The sequence below is a fragment of the Nonomuraea cavernae genome (genome assembly GCF_040655715.1).
Classification (GTDB): Bacteria; Actinomycetota; Actinomycetes; order Streptosporangiales; family Streptosporangiaceae; genus Nonomuraea; species Nonomuraea cavernae_A.
Map to the genome: position 1 here is coordinate 169565 of NZ_JBFAKL010000015.1, position 15936 is coordinate 185500.

Annotated in this window: 11 protein-coding genes; 5 read left to right on the top strand and 6 right to left on the bottom strand. The window is 73.2% G+C overall.

The features are described from left to right. Positions 1-4: 4 nt before the first annotated feature. Together AB0I38_RS22775 and AB0I38_RS22780 are read right to left on the bottom strand one after the other, a co-directional pair. Positions 5-1633, bottom strand: a complete 1629-nt coding sequence (locus tag AB0I38_RS22775; RefSeq protein WP_358471218.1) for a glycosyltransferase — start codon at positions 1631-1633, stop codon at positions 5-7. Beyond that, positions 1630-2706 carry a glycosyltransferase family 2 protein gene (locus AB0I38_RS22780; RefSeq protein ID WP_358471220.1) on the bottom strand — a complete coding sequence of 359 codons (1077 nt, stop codon included), beginning with the start codon at positions 2704-2706 and terminating at the stop codon, positions 1630-1632. The genes AB0I38_RS22775 and AB0I38_RS22780 overlap by 4 nt, the downstream gene beginning before the upstream one ends. 228 nt (positions 2707-2934) lie before the next feature. Here AB0I38_RS22780 and AB0I38_RS22785 point away from each other — a divergent pair, with 228 nt between their 5' ends. The 4 genes from AB0I38_RS22785 (at position 2935) to AB0I38_RS22800 (ending at position 8640) form a co-directional block, all read left to right on the top strand. Beyond that, positions 2935-3372, top strand: coding sequence for a hypothetical protein (locus tag AB0I38_RS22785; RefSeq protein ID WP_358471222.1), 438 nt, complete (start codon positions 2935-2937; stop codon positions 3370-3372). Between the two features lie 65 nt (positions 3373-3437). Next, on the top strand, positions 3438-4865 hold the full coding sequence (locus AB0I38_RS22790; protein ID WP_358471224.1) for a glycosyltransferase: 1428 nt from the start codon (positions 3438-3440) through the stop codon (positions 4863-4865). Further along, positions 4862-6907, top strand: a complete 2046-nt coding sequence (locus AB0I38_RS22795) for a glycosyltransferase (RefSeq protein WP_358471226.1) — start codon at positions 4862-4864, stop codon at positions 6905-6907. The genes AB0I38_RS22790 and AB0I38_RS22795 overlap by 4 nt, the downstream gene beginning before the upstream one ends. Further along, positions 6904-8640, top strand: a complete 1737-nt coding sequence (locus AB0I38_RS22800; RefSeq protein ID WP_358471228.1) for a glycosyltransferase — start codon at positions 6904-6906, stop codon at positions 8638-8640. The genes AB0I38_RS22795 and AB0I38_RS22800 overlap by 4 nt, the downstream gene beginning before the upstream one ends. Before the next feature lie 6 nt (positions 8641-8646). Here AB0I38_RS22800 and AB0I38_RS22805 read toward each other — a convergent pair whose 3' ends face one another. The 4 genes from AB0I38_RS22805 to AB0I38_RS22820 form a co-directional block, all read right to left on the bottom strand. Further along, positions 8647-9936: a homoserine dehydrogenase gene (locus AB0I38_RS22805; RefSeq protein ID WP_358471230.1), complete on the bottom strand. Its 1290-nt coding sequence runs from the start codon at positions 9934-9936 to the stop codon at positions 8647-8649. After that, positions 9933-11315: a diaminopimelate decarboxylase gene (gene lysA / locus AB0I38_RS22810; RefSeq protein ID WP_358471232.1), complete on the bottom strand. Its 1383-nt coding sequence runs from the start codon at positions 11313-11315 to the stop codon at positions 9933-9935. Before lysA ends, AB0I38_RS22805 begins: the two co-directional genes overlap by 4 nt. A 124-nt stretch (positions 11316-11439) precedes the next feature. Then, the gene (locus AB0I38_RS22815; RefSeq protein ID WP_358471234.1) at positions 11440-12063 is read right to left on the bottom strand and encodes an anticodon-binding protein; all 624 of its coding nucleotides are present in this window, start codon (positions 12061-12063) and stop codon (positions 11440-11442) included. A 114-nt stretch (positions 12064-12177) separates the two neighbouring features. Next, on the bottom strand, positions 12178-14028 hold the full coding sequence (locus AB0I38_RS22820) for a glycosyltransferase (RefSeq protein ID WP_358471235.1): 1851 nt from the start codon (positions 14026-14028) through the stop codon (positions 12178-12180). A gap of 71 nt (positions 14029-14099) precedes the next feature. Between AB0I38_RS22820 and AB0I38_RS22825 the strand changes: the two genes are divergently transcribed. Continuing rightward, entirely contained in the window at positions 14100-15734 is a 1635-nt protein-coding gene (locus tag AB0I38_RS22825) for an asparagine synthetase B family protein (protein WP_358471237.1), read from the top strand. Positions 15735-15936: the final 202 nt, after the last annotated feature.

A 15936-nucleotide genomic window follows, 5' to 3' on the forward strand; every position in this document is an offset into this window, starting at 1 on the left:
CGGCTCAGCGGCGCCCCTTGCCGAGCGCGCGTTTCACCGTGGTGGACAGGACGACGCGCAGCCCCTGCTGGGCGCGCTTGGCCGCGGCGAGCTGCCGGCGCAGGGAGCCGACCTCACGGCGGAGCTCGACGGCGCTCTTGCGCCACTTGGCCGCCTCGTCGCGCCACCTGGCGACCTGGCCGCGCAGCCGTTCGGCCTCCTTGGCGGCCTCCTTGGCCAGCCGCGCGGCCTCGTCCTGGGCCTCGGTTCTGGCGCGCAGGGCGCCACGTCGGCCGAGGACGACGGGGGGCTCCGTGGTGAACGGATAGCTCTCGGTCTCCACCCACGACACGCCGGACACGTCGTCGACCGCGTCGTCGAGACACTCCTCCGGCCGGAGCACGATCCGGGCCCTGGCGAAGGCGGAGGCGCGCTCCAGCCGGGCCGTCCGCACGCCGTCGGCCGACTCGTGCAGCAGCACGTTGACCAGGCCGAGGCCCTCGTCACGGGCCAGATCGAGGAGTTTGGCCAGGGTGTCCTCGCCCGGAACCCAGCCGGAGGGAAGGCGCAGCACGAAGGGAACGGCGGGGTCGGCCTCGCCGGTGGACGCGAACCGCACCCGGCCTTCGTACTGGTAGTGGCCGTGGACCAGGAGCAGGTCGAGGCCGGGGTCGGTCAGCGGGGCGCGGCGCTCACGGCCGGCCGAGTCCCACGGGCCGACGAGGACGATCGAGATGTCCGGCACGGTGCCGGCCAGCAGGGCGTCGACCGTGGCGCGTACGGTCTCGTAGCCGGCGGTGCCGTCGAGCACGACGGTGACGTAGGGGACCTTCCACTGGCGCCCGGGGTTGGAGCGCAGCCACCGGTAGGAGGGGATGCGGTCGGCCACGAAGGCGTGGCTCACGCGGTCGATGGGCTGCTTGTCGCGCATCCGCATGGTGGGCCCGAGGTGGTAGGCGCGGGCCGCCGGCTCGGGCACGAACACCGCCCCGGCCTGCGACAGCCGGTAGCCCATCTCGGTGTCCTGGCCGAGGATGAGCTCGTCGTCCATCGGCCCCGCGGCCTCGACCAGCCGGGCGTTGACCGAGGTGGCGCCGCCGACGTGCAGGCTGAACGGGCGCTGCGGGTTGTCGGTGAGCCCGTTGGTGCGCTCCACCAGGTCGATGATCCAGGCGTGCGGCTCGGCGGGCTCGAACGCCCGCTCCAGGTCGTCGGGCAACTCGGCCGGCACGGGGGCCTCGGTGAACCTGATGTAGCCGGTCACGACCAGGTAGGGGGCGGTGTGGTGCCAGCGCATGTGGGCCTCGACCGCGCCCGGGGTGAGCACCACGTCGGAGTCGAGCCAGTGGATGACGTCGCCGGTGGCCGCGGCCAGGCCGGCGTTGCGGGCGCTGGCCCGGCCGGGTGTCTCGCAGACGATCAGCCGGGTGCCGGCCGGGCGCTCGCCGGGCAGCCGCAGCGGCGGCGTGCTGCCGTTGTCCACGACGATGACCTCGGTCAGGGCCTCCGAGTAGGTCTGGCGGGCCAGCGCGGCCAGCACCAGGTCGAGCTTGTCCTGGCCGCCGTAGGCGGGCACGATCACGCTGACGCGCAGCGTGGGGTCGTAGCGCTCCGGAGGCCGCAGGACGCGGTAGTCGTTGCCGCGAACTCTCATGCGGCTTCCAGCAGGCGGCTCGGGCGGAAACCCCGCCACTGGTTGGTGGCCACCTTGAGGAAGTGGGCGAGCGGGAGCTGCCAGGTGTGCTCGTCGCTGAGCGTGCGCCGCAGCACATAGCCGAGGCCGTGGGTGCGGTAGACGCGGGCGCCGGCCTCGGAGGCGGCCTTCAGGAAGTCGCGGTCGACCGCGCGGGGCTGGGCCGGGAATCCGCCGGTGTCGCCGAACCTGGCCCGGGAGAGCAGGATCGTGCCGCCCGCCACGTGGTCGGACCAGACCTCGCTCGGGTAGGCGGCGCCGCTGGCGAACCTGGTGCGCCTGATCGTGGCGTGCAGCGGCTCCAGGTAGAAGAACTCCCCTGCGGTGCCCACGATGTCGGCCCCCGAGTAGCCGGCCGCCATGACCAGGTCGGCGAGGTGGCGGGGGCCGTACCAGTCGTCGTCGTCCCACTTGGCCAGGTAGTCGCCGCTGGCCAGGGCGGCCGCCTGGTTGAGCACCCGGCCGAACGGCACCTCGGCGGAGGCCTCGATCCAGGCCACGGGCAGCGGGCAGTCCTCGACGGCCTGGCGTACCCGCTCGAAGGGCACCCCGTGCAGCCCGAGCAGGACCTCGACCTCGACGTCGCGCTGGCGGGCCATCTGGGCCAGGGCGGCGCCGACCATCGCGGGGCGTCTGGTCGACATGACGACGCTGATCGAGGGGATGTGGCCGGAGCGGTGGGCGAGGCGGCGCAGGCGCACGCTGTGCTCCTCGCGCCGCAGGTCGGCCAGCGAGCGCGCGGTGCCGTCGGCGACGTGGCCGAGCCAGGCGCGGTCGGTGAGCAGATCGGCCAGGTCGGCGGGCACCCAGGCGGGCGCGGTGGGGCTGGTGAGGGGCACGCCGGCGGCGGCGAGCCGGGTGAGCCCGTCGAGGGGCACCGCGTCGCCGGGCCACTCGATCTCGAGGCCGCGCAGCGGGCGGAGCGCGGCGGGGTCGGGGCTCTGCCCGTCGACCTGCCAACCGGCCTCGCTCCAGTGCAGGCGGGCCAGCCCCTTCTCCGGCGTACGCGTGAAGCCGCAAGGGGTGACGGACATACGTGTGGGGCTCCTCGACCGGCGGGACTCAATCGGCGCCTACCCTACGCCGGTTTTACTGGGACGTATGCCGCGAGTCCACCCTCGTGCGGGAAAGCGGTGCAGGTCGCGGCCGAGGCAATTCCCAGTTATCACCCAGGAACTTATGGCACGGTAGTGGCGAATGTTGCTTAAGGTGTCAATATCCCCTGACGCCGTTTTAGTCATGTCTATGGAAGGTATGCGCGGATGCTCTCGCCCCGCCGGCTGGCAGCGGCCGCCGCGATCCTCGGTGTCGCTGTCGTGGCCGCACTCGTGGTGCTGCTGCTCGGAGGTTCGATCACACTGGCCGCGGCGGGGGTCATCGGGGCGTTCCTGATCGCTCTGGCCGTCCTCGCCGTGCTCGTGCTCATCGTGCGCCGGCTCGACGGCAAGGCGCAGCGCATGGATCAGCGGATCAAGAAGCACGAAGCCGGGCTCGCCAAGGTCACCACCGCGCTCGGCCGGATCGAGTCGAGACTGGACCGTCTGGCCGCCGCCGTCGAGCAGTCGGCCACGCGGCGCGACGACGACCTTGGCGCGATCCTCGCCTCCCTCGGCGAGGACCGGGTGAACGCCATCACCCGCGCGCGCGAGGTGGACGAACTGCGCCAGGAGGTCCGTGCCCTGGCCAAGGGCAGGACATGAGCAAGGTCAGACACAACGATTACGGTTCGCTCCGGCCGCCCGCGATCGGGAGCTGGAATCCGATCTTGACCCTTTCTGTGGTCATCCCCGCCTACGACTGTCAGGCGGGGCTCGACCGCACCCTGGCCGCGCTCTCCCGCCAGACCTACCCCGCCGCGCTGACCGAGGTGGTCGTGGCCGACGACGGCAGCGAGCCGCCGATCGAGGTCCGCGACGTGCCCGGCGCGCGGGTCGTACGGGTGCGGGACGGCTGGGGCCGCGGCGCCGCCCGGCAGGCCGGACAACTCGCCGCCACCGGTGACGTGATCCACTGGCTCGACGCGGACATGATCCTGGACGAGGACCACCTCGAAGCCCACATGCGCTGGCACCACCTGATCGACCACGCGGTCGTGATCGGTGAGACCCGCTTCGTCGAGACCCTGGACGAGCAGGGCGCCCAGACCGACTACACCCGCAGGACGCTCGAATCGACCCGGATGCTGAAGGACGCCGGGACCGGCGCCTACCTCCTGCACACCGGGGCCTCCACGTCGGTGCGCGCCGGCCTGCTGCGCGCGGCGGGCGGCGTCGACCCGCGCCTCGACATGGCCGAGGACACCGAGCTGGGCTACCGGCTGGCGCAGGCCGGAGCGGTGTTCATCCCCGACCCCCAGGCCCGGGCCCGGCACGTCGGCCCGTCCACGGTCATGCGCCGGGAGAAGGACGTCCACCGGCACAACTGGTCGTTCCTCGGTGACCTCGTCCCCGACCTGCGCTGGCTGCGCAAACACCCGCGACGGCACTGGCTCGTGCCCTACGTGCGGGTCGTCGTGGCGGCCACCGGCTACGAGGAGACGCGGGCCTGCGTGGACGCGGCGCTCGCGGGCGCCCTCAGCGACATCGGCGTCACGATCGTCGGGCCCTGGGGGCGGCTGACCGGCGAGCGCCGCTCCAGCCTCGACGAACCCCTGCTGGACCTGCGCCTCATCCACAACCTCTACCGCCACGAGCCGCGCGTCACCTTCGCCGAGGCCGCGCCCGTCTCCGCGGCTCCCTCCCCGTTCCTGCTCACGCTCCCGCCCGGCTGGGCGCCGGGCGCCGACACGCTCTCCCGGCTGGTACGCCTCGCCGAGCCCGGCCCGCTGGGCCTGGTCTGCGCCGTCCTTGCCGAGTCGGCGGACGGCGTGGTGACGGCCCGGCTCGAACGCACCGCGGCCTTCTCCCGGGCCGCGTTCTTCCCCGGAGCCGCCGACGAGCTGGTGGACGAGTTGTTCGGCTCGATATGGGTGAGCGGCGACGAGTACGGGATCGTTCCCGCGGCCGAGGCCGAGCCGGCGTCGGGCGACGCGGTCAAGTGGCGCGCGGTGGCCGCTCAGCGGCGGGACGAGGCGAAGGCGTTGCGGGCGGAGGTCGAGCGACTGTCGGCGGAGGTGGAACGGCTGTCCGCCGAGCCCATCGCCGAGAGGCGCCGGCTCAGCTCGCTGCTGCGGCACCTGAGGAGCGCGGGGTGATCCGCGAGTTGCTGGCGGACCTGCCGAAGGCTCGGGTGTTCCTGGTCGGGGTCGGCGCGGAGACGCTGCCGGGCGGGGTCGGCGGGGTCGATCTGGACCGGGATCTGCTGGAGCCACCGCCGGCGACAGCGAAGGTGCACGAGGTCCTCGTGATCGCCGGCACGCCCGCCGACCTGCGGCGCGCGTCCACCCTGCACAAGCTGCTGCCGGAGGCGCGGCGCGTGGTCGTGGCCGTGCTCGACACCCCGGCCGCGCATCCGGCTCCGGTGCCGACGCCGACGCCCGCGCACCGGTGGCGCTCCCTGACGGATCTGCGGGTGCACCGGCCCAAGGACCGGGTGTGGGTGGTGGACGCCCGATTCTCGGCCTCCACGCCGGCGGGCCGTACCGTGGCGGCGACGGCGCGCGCCTTCGCGGGGCACCGGCTGGACGTGATCGCGGCACCGGCGGCGGCGATCGCGGGCGTCGGCTCAGCCGACTGGCGGCCCGGCGACCCCAACGCGACCCCTGCCGAGGTCGGCGGCCCGGTGCCCGACCGGATCGGCGCGCCGGGCAGTGACGTGGTGCTGCGCACGCTGGGAGCGGGCGAGCCCACCTCGCCCACCCCTGCCCCTGCCGACCCGCCCGGCGACCGGAAATCTGTCGAGAGCACCGCCCCCCGGGCCTCCACCGGCGACCGGAAACCTGTCGAGAGGACCGGTGGCCGGACAGCTGCCGAGTGGGCGGGCGAAGAGGCATCCGTCGCGTGGACCGGCGAGGAGACGCCCGTCGAGCGGCCGACGTTGCGGGCCGCCAGTTGGGAGCGGCTCGGACGACCCGGCGGCGCCGGGCTGCCGCTGGCCGATCCGGACGTGCTGGGCGAGCCGTCGATGGTCCCGCCGGTCGACGAGCGCCTGGTGAACCCGCAGGGGTTCGTCACCACGCCGTCACGCGGCATGGCGTCGCTGGAGGAGCGCGAGGGGCGCTGGTCGGTGGTGCTGGACGGACGCCTGGTGACGGCGTTCGCCGAGTCGGGCGGGGTGACCGACGCGGACGTGTCCAGGCTGAGGCAGATCCGGGGCCTCACGGTCGACTGGCGGCACGCGCACAGCGGGCCGCTGGCCGCCGTGCGGCTGCTCGCGGGGCTGGCGGCGGCGGGGATCCCGCTGGTCGCGGAGAGCGTGCCGCGCTGGGCGGGCGCTCTCGGAGCCGAACTGATCACGTTGGTAACGACAGATCCCGACATCTCCAATGATCTCCGGCGGGAGGAACACAGCGTCCGGTTGCGCCGCGCGGCGCTGCGCACGCACGGTGTGGCCGCCCGCTGGGAGCAGCTCGGCGCGCCCGCCCCGGCCCCACCGCTGACCTCCGTGTTGCTCGCCACCCGCCGGACCGACATGGTGGGCTTCGCCCTCGACCAGATCGCCCGCCAGCGCGGCGCGCGGGCCGAGGTCGTCCTCGCCCTGCACGGCGTGCCCCGGGGACACCCCGACGTGGCCCCGGCGATCGCCGCCTTCGACGGGCCGCTGACCGTCTACGAGGCCGGCCACGACGAGATCTTCGGCCAGGTGCTGAACAACGCGGCCGCCCGGGCCTCGGGCTCGTTCCTGCTCAAGATGGACGACGACGACTGGTATGGTCCCGACTTCCTGTCCGACCTGCTGCTCGCCCACTCCTACTCCGGCGCGCAGGTGGTGGGGACCGTGCCCGAGTTCGTCTACCTGTCGTCGATCGACGTCACCGTGCACCGCAGCCAGATCACCGAGCAGATCACCAGCTTCGTCGCGGGCGGCACGATCCTGGTCGAACGGTCGGCCTTCCAGGCGGTCGGCGGGTTCCGGCCGCTGCGCCGCTCGGTCGACACCCAGTTCCAGGAGGCCATGCAGGCCGCGGGCGGCCAGATCTACCGCACCCACGGCCTCGGTTACATCCTGCGCCGTGGCCCCGCCGCCAACCACACCTGGCAGGAGCCGATCGGCACGTTCCTGCGTCGCAACAGGGACCAGTGGCGTGGCTTCCGCCCCAGCGCCCTGATGGAGCTGGACGGGAGCGACCTGCCGTGACCCTCGACCGGCGGGCGGGGCACACGTCCGTGCCGCGCATCCGGCGTCAGGACTTCGGCGTGCTGACCCCGCCGCGGCTCGGCGACGGAGAGCCCACGCTGACCGTGACGGTCGTCATCCCCGCCCACGACCGGCAGGAGACCCTGGACCTCACCCTGGCGGCGCTCTCGGCGCAGAGCTACCCGGCCGATCTCACGGACATCGTCGTCGTGGACGACGGCAGCACCCCTCCCCTGCGCCTGCCGGAGCTCGTCCCGCCCAGGACCCGGCTGATCCCCGCCCGGCCAGGCGGCTGGGGACGTGCCTGGGCCGTCCAGACCGGCCTCGACGCGGCCACCGGCGACGTCGTCCTCGTCCTGGACGCCGACATGGTCCCCCACCGCGAACACGTCGAGGCGCAGCTCCGCTGGCACCATCTCGCCCCGTACCTGGTGGTCCTGGGCTGGATCGACTTCACCCCGGCCGAACGCCTGCCCACGCCGGAGCAGGTCCGCGCGTCCGTGCGGGCGGGCACGGAGGAGAGCCTGTTCCCGCTCTCGCCGCACCGCCACGACTGGGCCGAGCAGATCATCCACGAGCACGACGGCCTGCGCACCGCGCCCAGCTCGCTGGCCACCAGGATCCATGTGGGCGCCACGGCGTCCTACCCTGCCGCGCTGCTGCGCTCGATCGGCGGCCTGGACACCTCCCTGGTGCTGGCCGAGGACACCGAGCTGGGCTACCGGCTGACCCAGGCGGGCGCGGTCTTCGTGCCCGACCCCGAGGCGCGGGCCTGGCATCTCGGGCTGCCCACCGCCATGCGGGACTTCGCCACCCTCAAGCGCCACAACGACCCGTACGTGGCGGACCGGGTGCCGTACCGCCGCCATCTCCGTACGGACCCCGGCCGCCAGTGGCTCGTGCCGTACGTCGACGCCTACGTCCCGGCCGGGGCCTACGAGGACGTACGCGCCACGGTCGACGCCCTCCTGGCGAGCAGCCTTCCGGACATCCGGGTCACCATCACGGGTCCGTGGGCGTCTCTGGGCAGCGGCCGCCGTTCACCGCTGCGTGACGCGGACCTGGACCTGCGGCTCGTCCACGCCACGTTCGAGCACGACCCGCGGGTCCGCCTGGCGGGCGAGTCCGCGTGGCCGGGCGCCGAGCCCGCGGCCGGCGCGGCACTGGACGTCATGCCTCCCTTCCGGCTGCTGATCCCTCCTGGCTGGGTTCCGGCCCGTGACTCCGTGGAGCGGCTCGTCGGCCACCTGGAGGCGCACGACAGCGGCGCCGTGTGCCTGGCGCTGGACGAGACGGGCGAAGGGGTGCTGGTCGCCCGGCTGGAGCGCGTGTCGGCCCTGGCCCGCGCCGCCCTGGTAGCCGAGCCCGGCGAGCGGCTGGACGACGTCCTCGACGAGGTGTTCGGCCTCGAATGGCTGGACGGCGCGTCGTGGGACGTCACCCGCAGGCCGCTGGTCTACCCGCCGCGCCGGCGCCCCGTCCCGGAGGCCGAGCGGCTGGCCGTGCGGCGGGAGAAGGAGCTCGCGCAGCTCCGCGACCGTACGGCGGCCCTGCGCGCCGAGCTGGCCCGGCTCCGCAAGGAGGTGGGCAAGAGGGAACGGGACGCCGCCCGGTGGCGGGACAAAGCCGAGACCTGGCGGCGGGAGGCGGTCCGGCTCTCCCGCACCCAGGACCGTACGGTGCTCAGAAAGGCGGTCCGCCGGATCCGCTCCCTCGCCTTCCCGGACGCCTGACGCCTGCTACTCGTCGCCCTCGACGCGCATCACGCTCGCCACGGCGCGGACGATGTCCAGGTCGCGCAGCCCTTCCATGGTGGCCGTGAGCGCCGCGTCGGTCGCCCGGTGGGTGACGATGACGAGCTTCGCGTCGTCACCGCGCCCCTCCTGGCGGACGGTCTGGATCGACACGTCGTGCTTGGCGAACAAGTCGGCCACCGTGGCCAGCACTCCGGGCTTGTCGGCCACGTCGAGCGCCACGTGGCAGCGGGTGACCGTCTCGCCCATCGGATGCACGGCCAGGGACGCGTAGGTCGACTCCTCGGGGCCGCGAGTGCCCGCGAGCCGGTTGCGGGCCACCGCCACCAGGTCGCCCAGCACCGCGGACGCGGTCGGCGCGCCGCCCGCGCCCTTGCCGTAGAACATCAGCTGTCCCGCCGACTCCGCCTCCACGAACACCGCGTTGTACGCCTCGCGCACGCCGGCCAGCGGATGGGAGCGCGGGATCATCGCCGGATGCACGCGCACCCCGATCGACCGGCCGTCGTCGGACCGGGCGCAGATGGCCAGCAGCTTGATCACGTAGCCCATGGCCTTGGCCGAGGCCACGTCGGTGGCGGTGATCTCGGTGATGCCCTCGCGGTGCACCTCGGCGGCGGTCACCCGGCTGTGGAAGGCCAGACCGGCCACGATCGCGGCCTTGGCGGCGGCGTCGAAGCCCTCGATGTCGGCCGTGGGGTCGGCCTCGGCGTAGCCCAGGGTCTGCGCCTCCTCCAGGGCGTCGGTGAACGACGCTCCGGTGGAGTCCATCTTGTCGAGGATGTAGTTGGTGGTGCCGTTGACGATGCCCAGCACCCGCTGGACGTGGTCGCCGGCCAGCGACTCGCGCAGCGGCCGCAGCAGCGGGATGGCCCCGGCCACGCTGGCCTCGAAGTAGAGGTCGCCCTCGCCGGCGCGGGCCGCCTCGTGCAGGGTCGCCCCGTCCTCGGCCAGCAGCGCCTTGTTGGCGGTGACGACCGACTTGCCCCGCGAGAGGGCGGCCACGATCAGCGACCGGGCCGGCTCGATGCCGCCGATGACCTCGATCACGATGTCGACGTCGTCGCGGGCGACCAGCGACTCGGCGTCGGTGGTCAGCAGCTCGGGGTCGATCTCGACGTCGCGCTTGCGGCCCAGGCGGCGCACCGCGACGCCGGCCAGCTCCAGCGGCGCGCCGATGCGCGCGGCCAGGTCGTCGCCCTGCTCGTGGATCAGGCGGATGACCTGGGAGCCGACGACCCCGCAGCCCAGCAACGCAACCTTCAGCGGTTTCACAGCTGTCCCCTCAACAGGTCGTCCTCGGTCTCGCCCCGCACGATCACCCGCGCCTCGCCGTCGGCGACGGCGACCACTGCGGGCTTGGGCAGGTAGTTGTAGTTGTGCGCCATCGAACGGCAGTAGGCGCCCGTGGCGGCCACGGCGATCAGGTCGCCGGGAGCGAGGTCGGCGGGCAGGAAGCAGTCGCGGACGACGATGTCGCCGCTCTCGCAGTGCTTGCCGACGACGCGGCTGAGCATGGGCTCCGCCGAGCTCTCTCGGCTGGCCAGCACCGCGGTGTAGTCGGCGCCGTAGAGGGCGGTGCGCAGGTTGTCGCTCATGCCGCCGTCGACGCTCACGTAGGTGCGCAGCCCCTCGACGTCCTTGACGGTGCCGACCTCGTAGAGGGTGATCCCGCCGGGCCCGACGATGGTGCGGCCCGGCTCGACGGTCAGCCTCGGCACCGGCAGCCCGGCGTCGGTGCAGACCTTGGCGACGATCTCGCGCAGGCCGTCGGCGATCCGCTTGATGTCGGGGGCCTCGTCGCCCTCGATGTAGGCGATGCCGTAGCCGCCGCCGAGGTCGAGCTCGGGCAGCAGCACGTCGTGCTCGGCCTTGATCTGCACGAGCAGCGTGGCCAGGCGGCGCGCGGCCACCTCGAACCCGGCCGTGTCGACGATCTGCGAGCCGATGTGCGAGTGGAGGCCGACGAGCTCCAGCGACGGCAGGGCGAGGATCCGGCGGACCGCCTCGGCGGCGGCGCCGGAGCTGAGCGACAGGCCGAACTTCTGGTCGTCGTGGGCCGTGGCGATGAACTCGTGGGTGTGCGCCTCGACCCCGGTGGTGACCCGGATCATCACCTTGGGGCGCTTGCCGTGGCGGTCGGCGAGGAAGCCGAGGCGGGCGATCTCCTCGTAGGAGTCGACCACGATATGGCCGATGCCGGCCTCCAGGGCCCTGGTCAGCTCGGCGACGGACTTGTTGTTGCCGTGCAGGGTGATGCGCTCGGGCGGGAAGCCGACGCTGAGCGCGACGGCCAGCTCACCGCCGCTGGCCACGTCGAGGCCGAGCCCTTCGTCACGCAACCAGCGGACGACCTCCTTGCAGAGGAACGCCTTGCCCGCGTAGTGGACCTCGGAGCCGGCGAACGCCGTCGCGTAGTCGCGCATGCGCGAGCGCACGTCGTGCTCGTCGTACACGTACAGCGGGGTGCCGTGCTCGCGGACCAGGTCGCGGACGTCGACGTCGCCGATCGTGAGCGCGCCATCGACGCGGCCGGACGTTCGGGGCCAGATCGTGGGATTGATCCGGTTGAGGTCGGCGGGCGCCAGTGGGGGGCGCTCGTGGGCCGGCGGCTCGGCGTGGCGGTCTCCGGCGGGATGGGCGAATCGACTCACCCGAACGAGGCTATCGGAACCCTCACTCCTCCTGGACCGGCTGCCCACGTATCGAGACGGAATCCGGCCTGACCAGGGATATTTTAACGGTTTTTGACCCTTTGGCCGGATATTTTGCGATCATTCACAAACGCTCCGGGCCGACGAGCACCTCGCGCACCGCGCCCGCCAGCCGCACGCGGGCGGTGTGCACCGGACCGGGCGGCTCGTCGCCCACCGGCACGGCCGGAGCCAGCTCGTGGGCGTCATGGTAGGCGAGCGCGAGCCGTACCAGGAAGGACTCCCAGCCAGGTGAGACGCTCGCCCGCCTGCTCGGGAGCTCGGCCAGGACACGCAGCACGGCCCGGTCGCGCGGGTCGTCGAGCAGGTCCGGGCGGAAGCCCTCGGACGGCACCCCGAGATCGCGGGCCCAGCGCCGCACGGCCGCCGCGCGGGCGCGGGCGTAGCGGACCACGAACCCCGGGTTGTCCCAGGTACGCGGGAGGTCGGGCCACGGATCAGGCAGGCCGGCGACCGGCTCCACCTCCTCGACCAGCGCACCCGGCACCGCCACGATGATCCGCAGGAACCCGTTGGAGAGCGCCTCCGCCCCGGACACCCCTGGCACCTCGCGGACCCGCGCGGCCAACTCACCGGGCGGCACGCGGCGGCGCAGGGCGGCGGCCGAGACGTAGACCGCCTCCCGCTGCCACGTTCCCTCCGGCACCGGGGGCTCGCCCAGCACCCCGGCGAGCCGCCCCGCCGTCATGGCGACGACCCTAGGGGCATCCGGCCACCTCCGGGCACGGCGACACCGTGAATCGTCGCGACGGCGGCCGGAGCCGCCCGAGCCACCGGTCGATCTCCTGGGCGAGGCCGCCGGTCAGATGAGCGCGTGCGGCTCGGCGGAGCCGTACTCGACCAGGTGGGCCGCGCCCAGCAGCCAGCGGTCCTCGTCGCGCACCCGGACGTAGCCGAACCGGTCGGCCGAGAACACCTTGACCCCGTCGGCGCGGCACTGACGCATGAGCACGTCGTCCCACCCCTCGGTGAGGTCGGCGAACCCGAGCTCGCGCAGCGCGCCCCGGCGGGCCAGCAACGTGGCCCCAGCTACCTCCGGCAGGTAGGAGTATTCGGCGTCGGGCTGCTTGAGCAGCGTGGCCTGCGGCTTGCGCAGGTGGGCGTAGAAGGCGGCCTTGCCGACGATGTCGGCCGTGCCGAACAGGAAGGCCCGGCTGAGATCGGACAGGTAGTGGGGGCCGTAGACGTCGCGCGGGTCCATCACCGAGACCAGGTCGGACTCGCACAGGTCGAGCCCCCGGTTGAGCATCGCCCCGGCCGACAGCCCCGGGTCGAGGTCGCGGAAGACCACCTCGACGCCGGGCAGCACGTCGCGGGCGCGCAGCTCGGACTCCGGCGGGCCGAACACGACCAGCTGCGACACCGTCGCGGACTGACGCGCCACCTGGGCCAGCGCGTGCTCCAGCAGCGAGCGGTCGAGCACCGGCAGCATCACCGAGATGTCGAGCGTGGCGCGGTGGCTGGGCAGGCCGATCGCCTCCAGCAGGTCGTCGACCCGTTCGGTCATCGTGCCGGTGGCGTAGGCGCGGCGCAGGGCGGCGTGCGCCCTGCGGGAGTCGGGCTCGTCACCGATGGGGGTGCCACAGGCCGCGATCTCGGCCAGCCGCCACTGCGGGGTGCCGGGCGGGCAGTCGACGGCGGCGGGCCAGCGGTAGGAGGTCAGCACGTCGGGATAGGTCAGGTGGCCGGGCAGCAGCTGGTCCAGCGTGAGCACCCGGTCGACCCGGCCACCGGACAGCGGCAGCGGGTTGTGCACCCGCGGCTGGACGCCGAACGACAGGCGCGGCCAGCCCTCGGCGGGATGCGTGGCGAAGCGGTGCTCGAACAGCTCGGCCGCGGCGGCGTAGTCGGCGATGTCGCCCTGCGTGTGCCAGAACACCGTGCGGATGCCGCGCTCGGCGCACCAGGCCAGCAGCGCCCTGAGCCCGTCGCCCGGCGCACCGATGATCTCCTCGGCCCACGGCCCCTGCGTGACCGACTCGACCACGAGCAGGTGGGGCACCTCCAGGGGCAGCACGCGGGCGAAGTCGCGCGGCGTGAAGCCGGTCGTCTGCCGCCACTCGTAACGCAGCAGCGCCTCGGCGTGCGGGTCGGCGATCACCGCGGCCGTCAGATGCGGGCGCGTGTTGGGCCCGGTGGGCACCCGGAACGGCTTCAGCCGGAAGGAGGCGCCGTCGAGCTTCCTGATCGAGGTGGTGGCCTGGAAGGCGGCGCCGGGCCGCTCGTCCTTGGCCCGCCGGCCGCCCGCGACCGGAGCGCGCTTGGGCGCCGAGGGCCGCTTGACCGGCTTGGCGGCGCCCTTGAGGCCCTTGGCCAGGCGCACCGGGTTGTTCTTGCCGCTCTTGATGGCGTCGCCGAGACGGTTCCAGCGGGCCACCTTGATCGAGGAGAGCTTCCAGTTGGCCACCTCGGCCTGGTAGCGCTGCTCGGCCAGCTCCTTACGCAGCTTCTCGGCAGCGGCCTGCTCGGCCTCCAGCCGCTCCTCGGTCTCGACCAGCCGCTCGGCGAGCGCTCTGGCCTCCTCGGCGTCGCTCTCGGCGCCGGCCAGCCGCGACTGCGCGGCCTCCAGCAGCCTGGCCAGCTCGGCCGCGTGCTCCGCCTGGGCGATCGCATCACGCAGCGCGCGCCTCGTGCTCTCCAGCTCAGTGCTCACCGAGACCTCCGATTCCTAGCCCGGCAAAGGATACTCTTCTGCAGGAAGCGTCTCGAAGGGATGAGATTCCGGTGCAGTTCAACGTGCGGCCCTACGTCTGTGGCGCTTTCGGCCGGGTCGACTCCGTCGTCCTCGGCAAGCTGACAGGGGCGGGGCCTCGGGTCCGTCCCGCCCTGCAGACGGCCGAGGCCGCGCTGTTCAGCTCGGCGCCGCTGCCGCCCTACCACCGCGCCGACGGGGCGTTCGCGTTCTCCTGGGGTGAGCGCCGGCCGCCGGCGCTCGGCGACTGGATGTCGGTCGCCGAGACCTACGAGACCCCGGGGCTGATCGGCGACGGCGAGCGCGTCACGCTGCACGCCGGCGCGCTCGGCCTGGTCGACGTCTATTACGTACGCCTGGGTGACGCGGTCTACTTCTCGTCCCTGATCCAGCCGCTGCTGTCGCTGGTCCCGATCGAGCTCGACTGGGCGGCCTGGGCCTCGATCATCCAGGTGACCTTCCCCCTCGGCGACGCCACCCCCTACTCCCAGGTCAAACGGCTGCCGGGGTCGAGCGCGCTGACGTTCGAGCGGGGGGCGCTGGCCACGGAGCGCAGGCTGCCGCGCTGGCTGCGGCGCGAGCCCTACGAGGCGTGGACCACAGCCGGCGAGCTGCTGGAGATCCTGCACGACGTCTACAAGGACTACGACGGGCGGCGGCTGCTCGTGCCGGTCAGCGGCGGCTACGACTCCCGGCTGCTCTGCTCGGTCGCCGTGGCCCGGGGCGCCGACGTCGAGTCGTGGACCACCAGCCCCGACGACGGCACCGACACCGACATCGCGTTCGCCAGGGCGATCACCCACGAGCTGGGCGTCGAGCACCGGGTGATCACGCAGGATGCGGCCGCCTATCCCGGCGACGCCATGGAGGTGGCGCGCAGGCTCGAATACCTGACGCCGCACCACGCCTGGTACGCGCCGTTCGCCCAGGAGGTGCACGGCTCGGGCCGGATGCTGATCGACGGGCTCGCGGGCGGGCCGCTGCTGAAGAACTTCATGGTCAGCGGCGCCGCGCTGGAGGCCACGTCGCAGGCCGAGCGGTCGGCGGCCGTGCTCGGCTCGCTGAGCCTCGGCGCCCCATCGCAGCCGTTCCTGTCGCCCCGGGCGGGGGCCTGGATCGAGGAGGCCGTCAGGGAGCAGTTCGGCGCCGCCACCTCGATGCTGCACGGCCACCGGGCCGAGCTGCCGCTGTCGGTCCTGCACACCCGCACCGTGCGCGGCATCGCCCGCTCGGCGGTCAACCTGGTCGGTCCCGAGGCGTCGTTCGCGGCGCCGTTCATCCACCCCGACTTCTTCGACGCGGCGCTGTCGGTGGGCGTGAGCCGCAAGGACCAGGGCCGCTTCTACCGCGAGCTGCTCCACGCCGCCAACCCGCGGGTCGCCGCGCTGCCGTCCACGAACGTGGTCAAGCAGCCGCTGCGGCGGGTCCCGCTGCGCTCGGCCGCCGCTCCCGCGCGCGCCTACTCGCACCGCATGCTGAGCACCGTGGCCGAACGGGTGCCGTCGCTGCTGTCCGAGGAGCTGCACGAGGTCATCGGCGGCGGCCCCGACGCGCTCACGCGTTTCCATGGCTGGAACGACCGTTTCTGGGTGCGTGGGCTGGTGTTGTTCGGGTTGTGGCTGAATGACTTCGAGAACGACCTAGATGAGCTGTCTCCGCCGTTCTAAAATGAACTGCGGGTAACATCGCGGTTACGCAGTGATCTCCTGGGTATTAATGGCTGCACAGCAATAGCGGTTCCGGAAAGCCGACGGGCTGGTAGTGTTCGGCCCGTAAGCGCCGCACAAGCGGGCACTGGATCACAAATCCGGTCTCGTCAAGGGCATGAGGTTCGCAGGGATGACGACCTCAGGCGGCGCGGTCACCAGA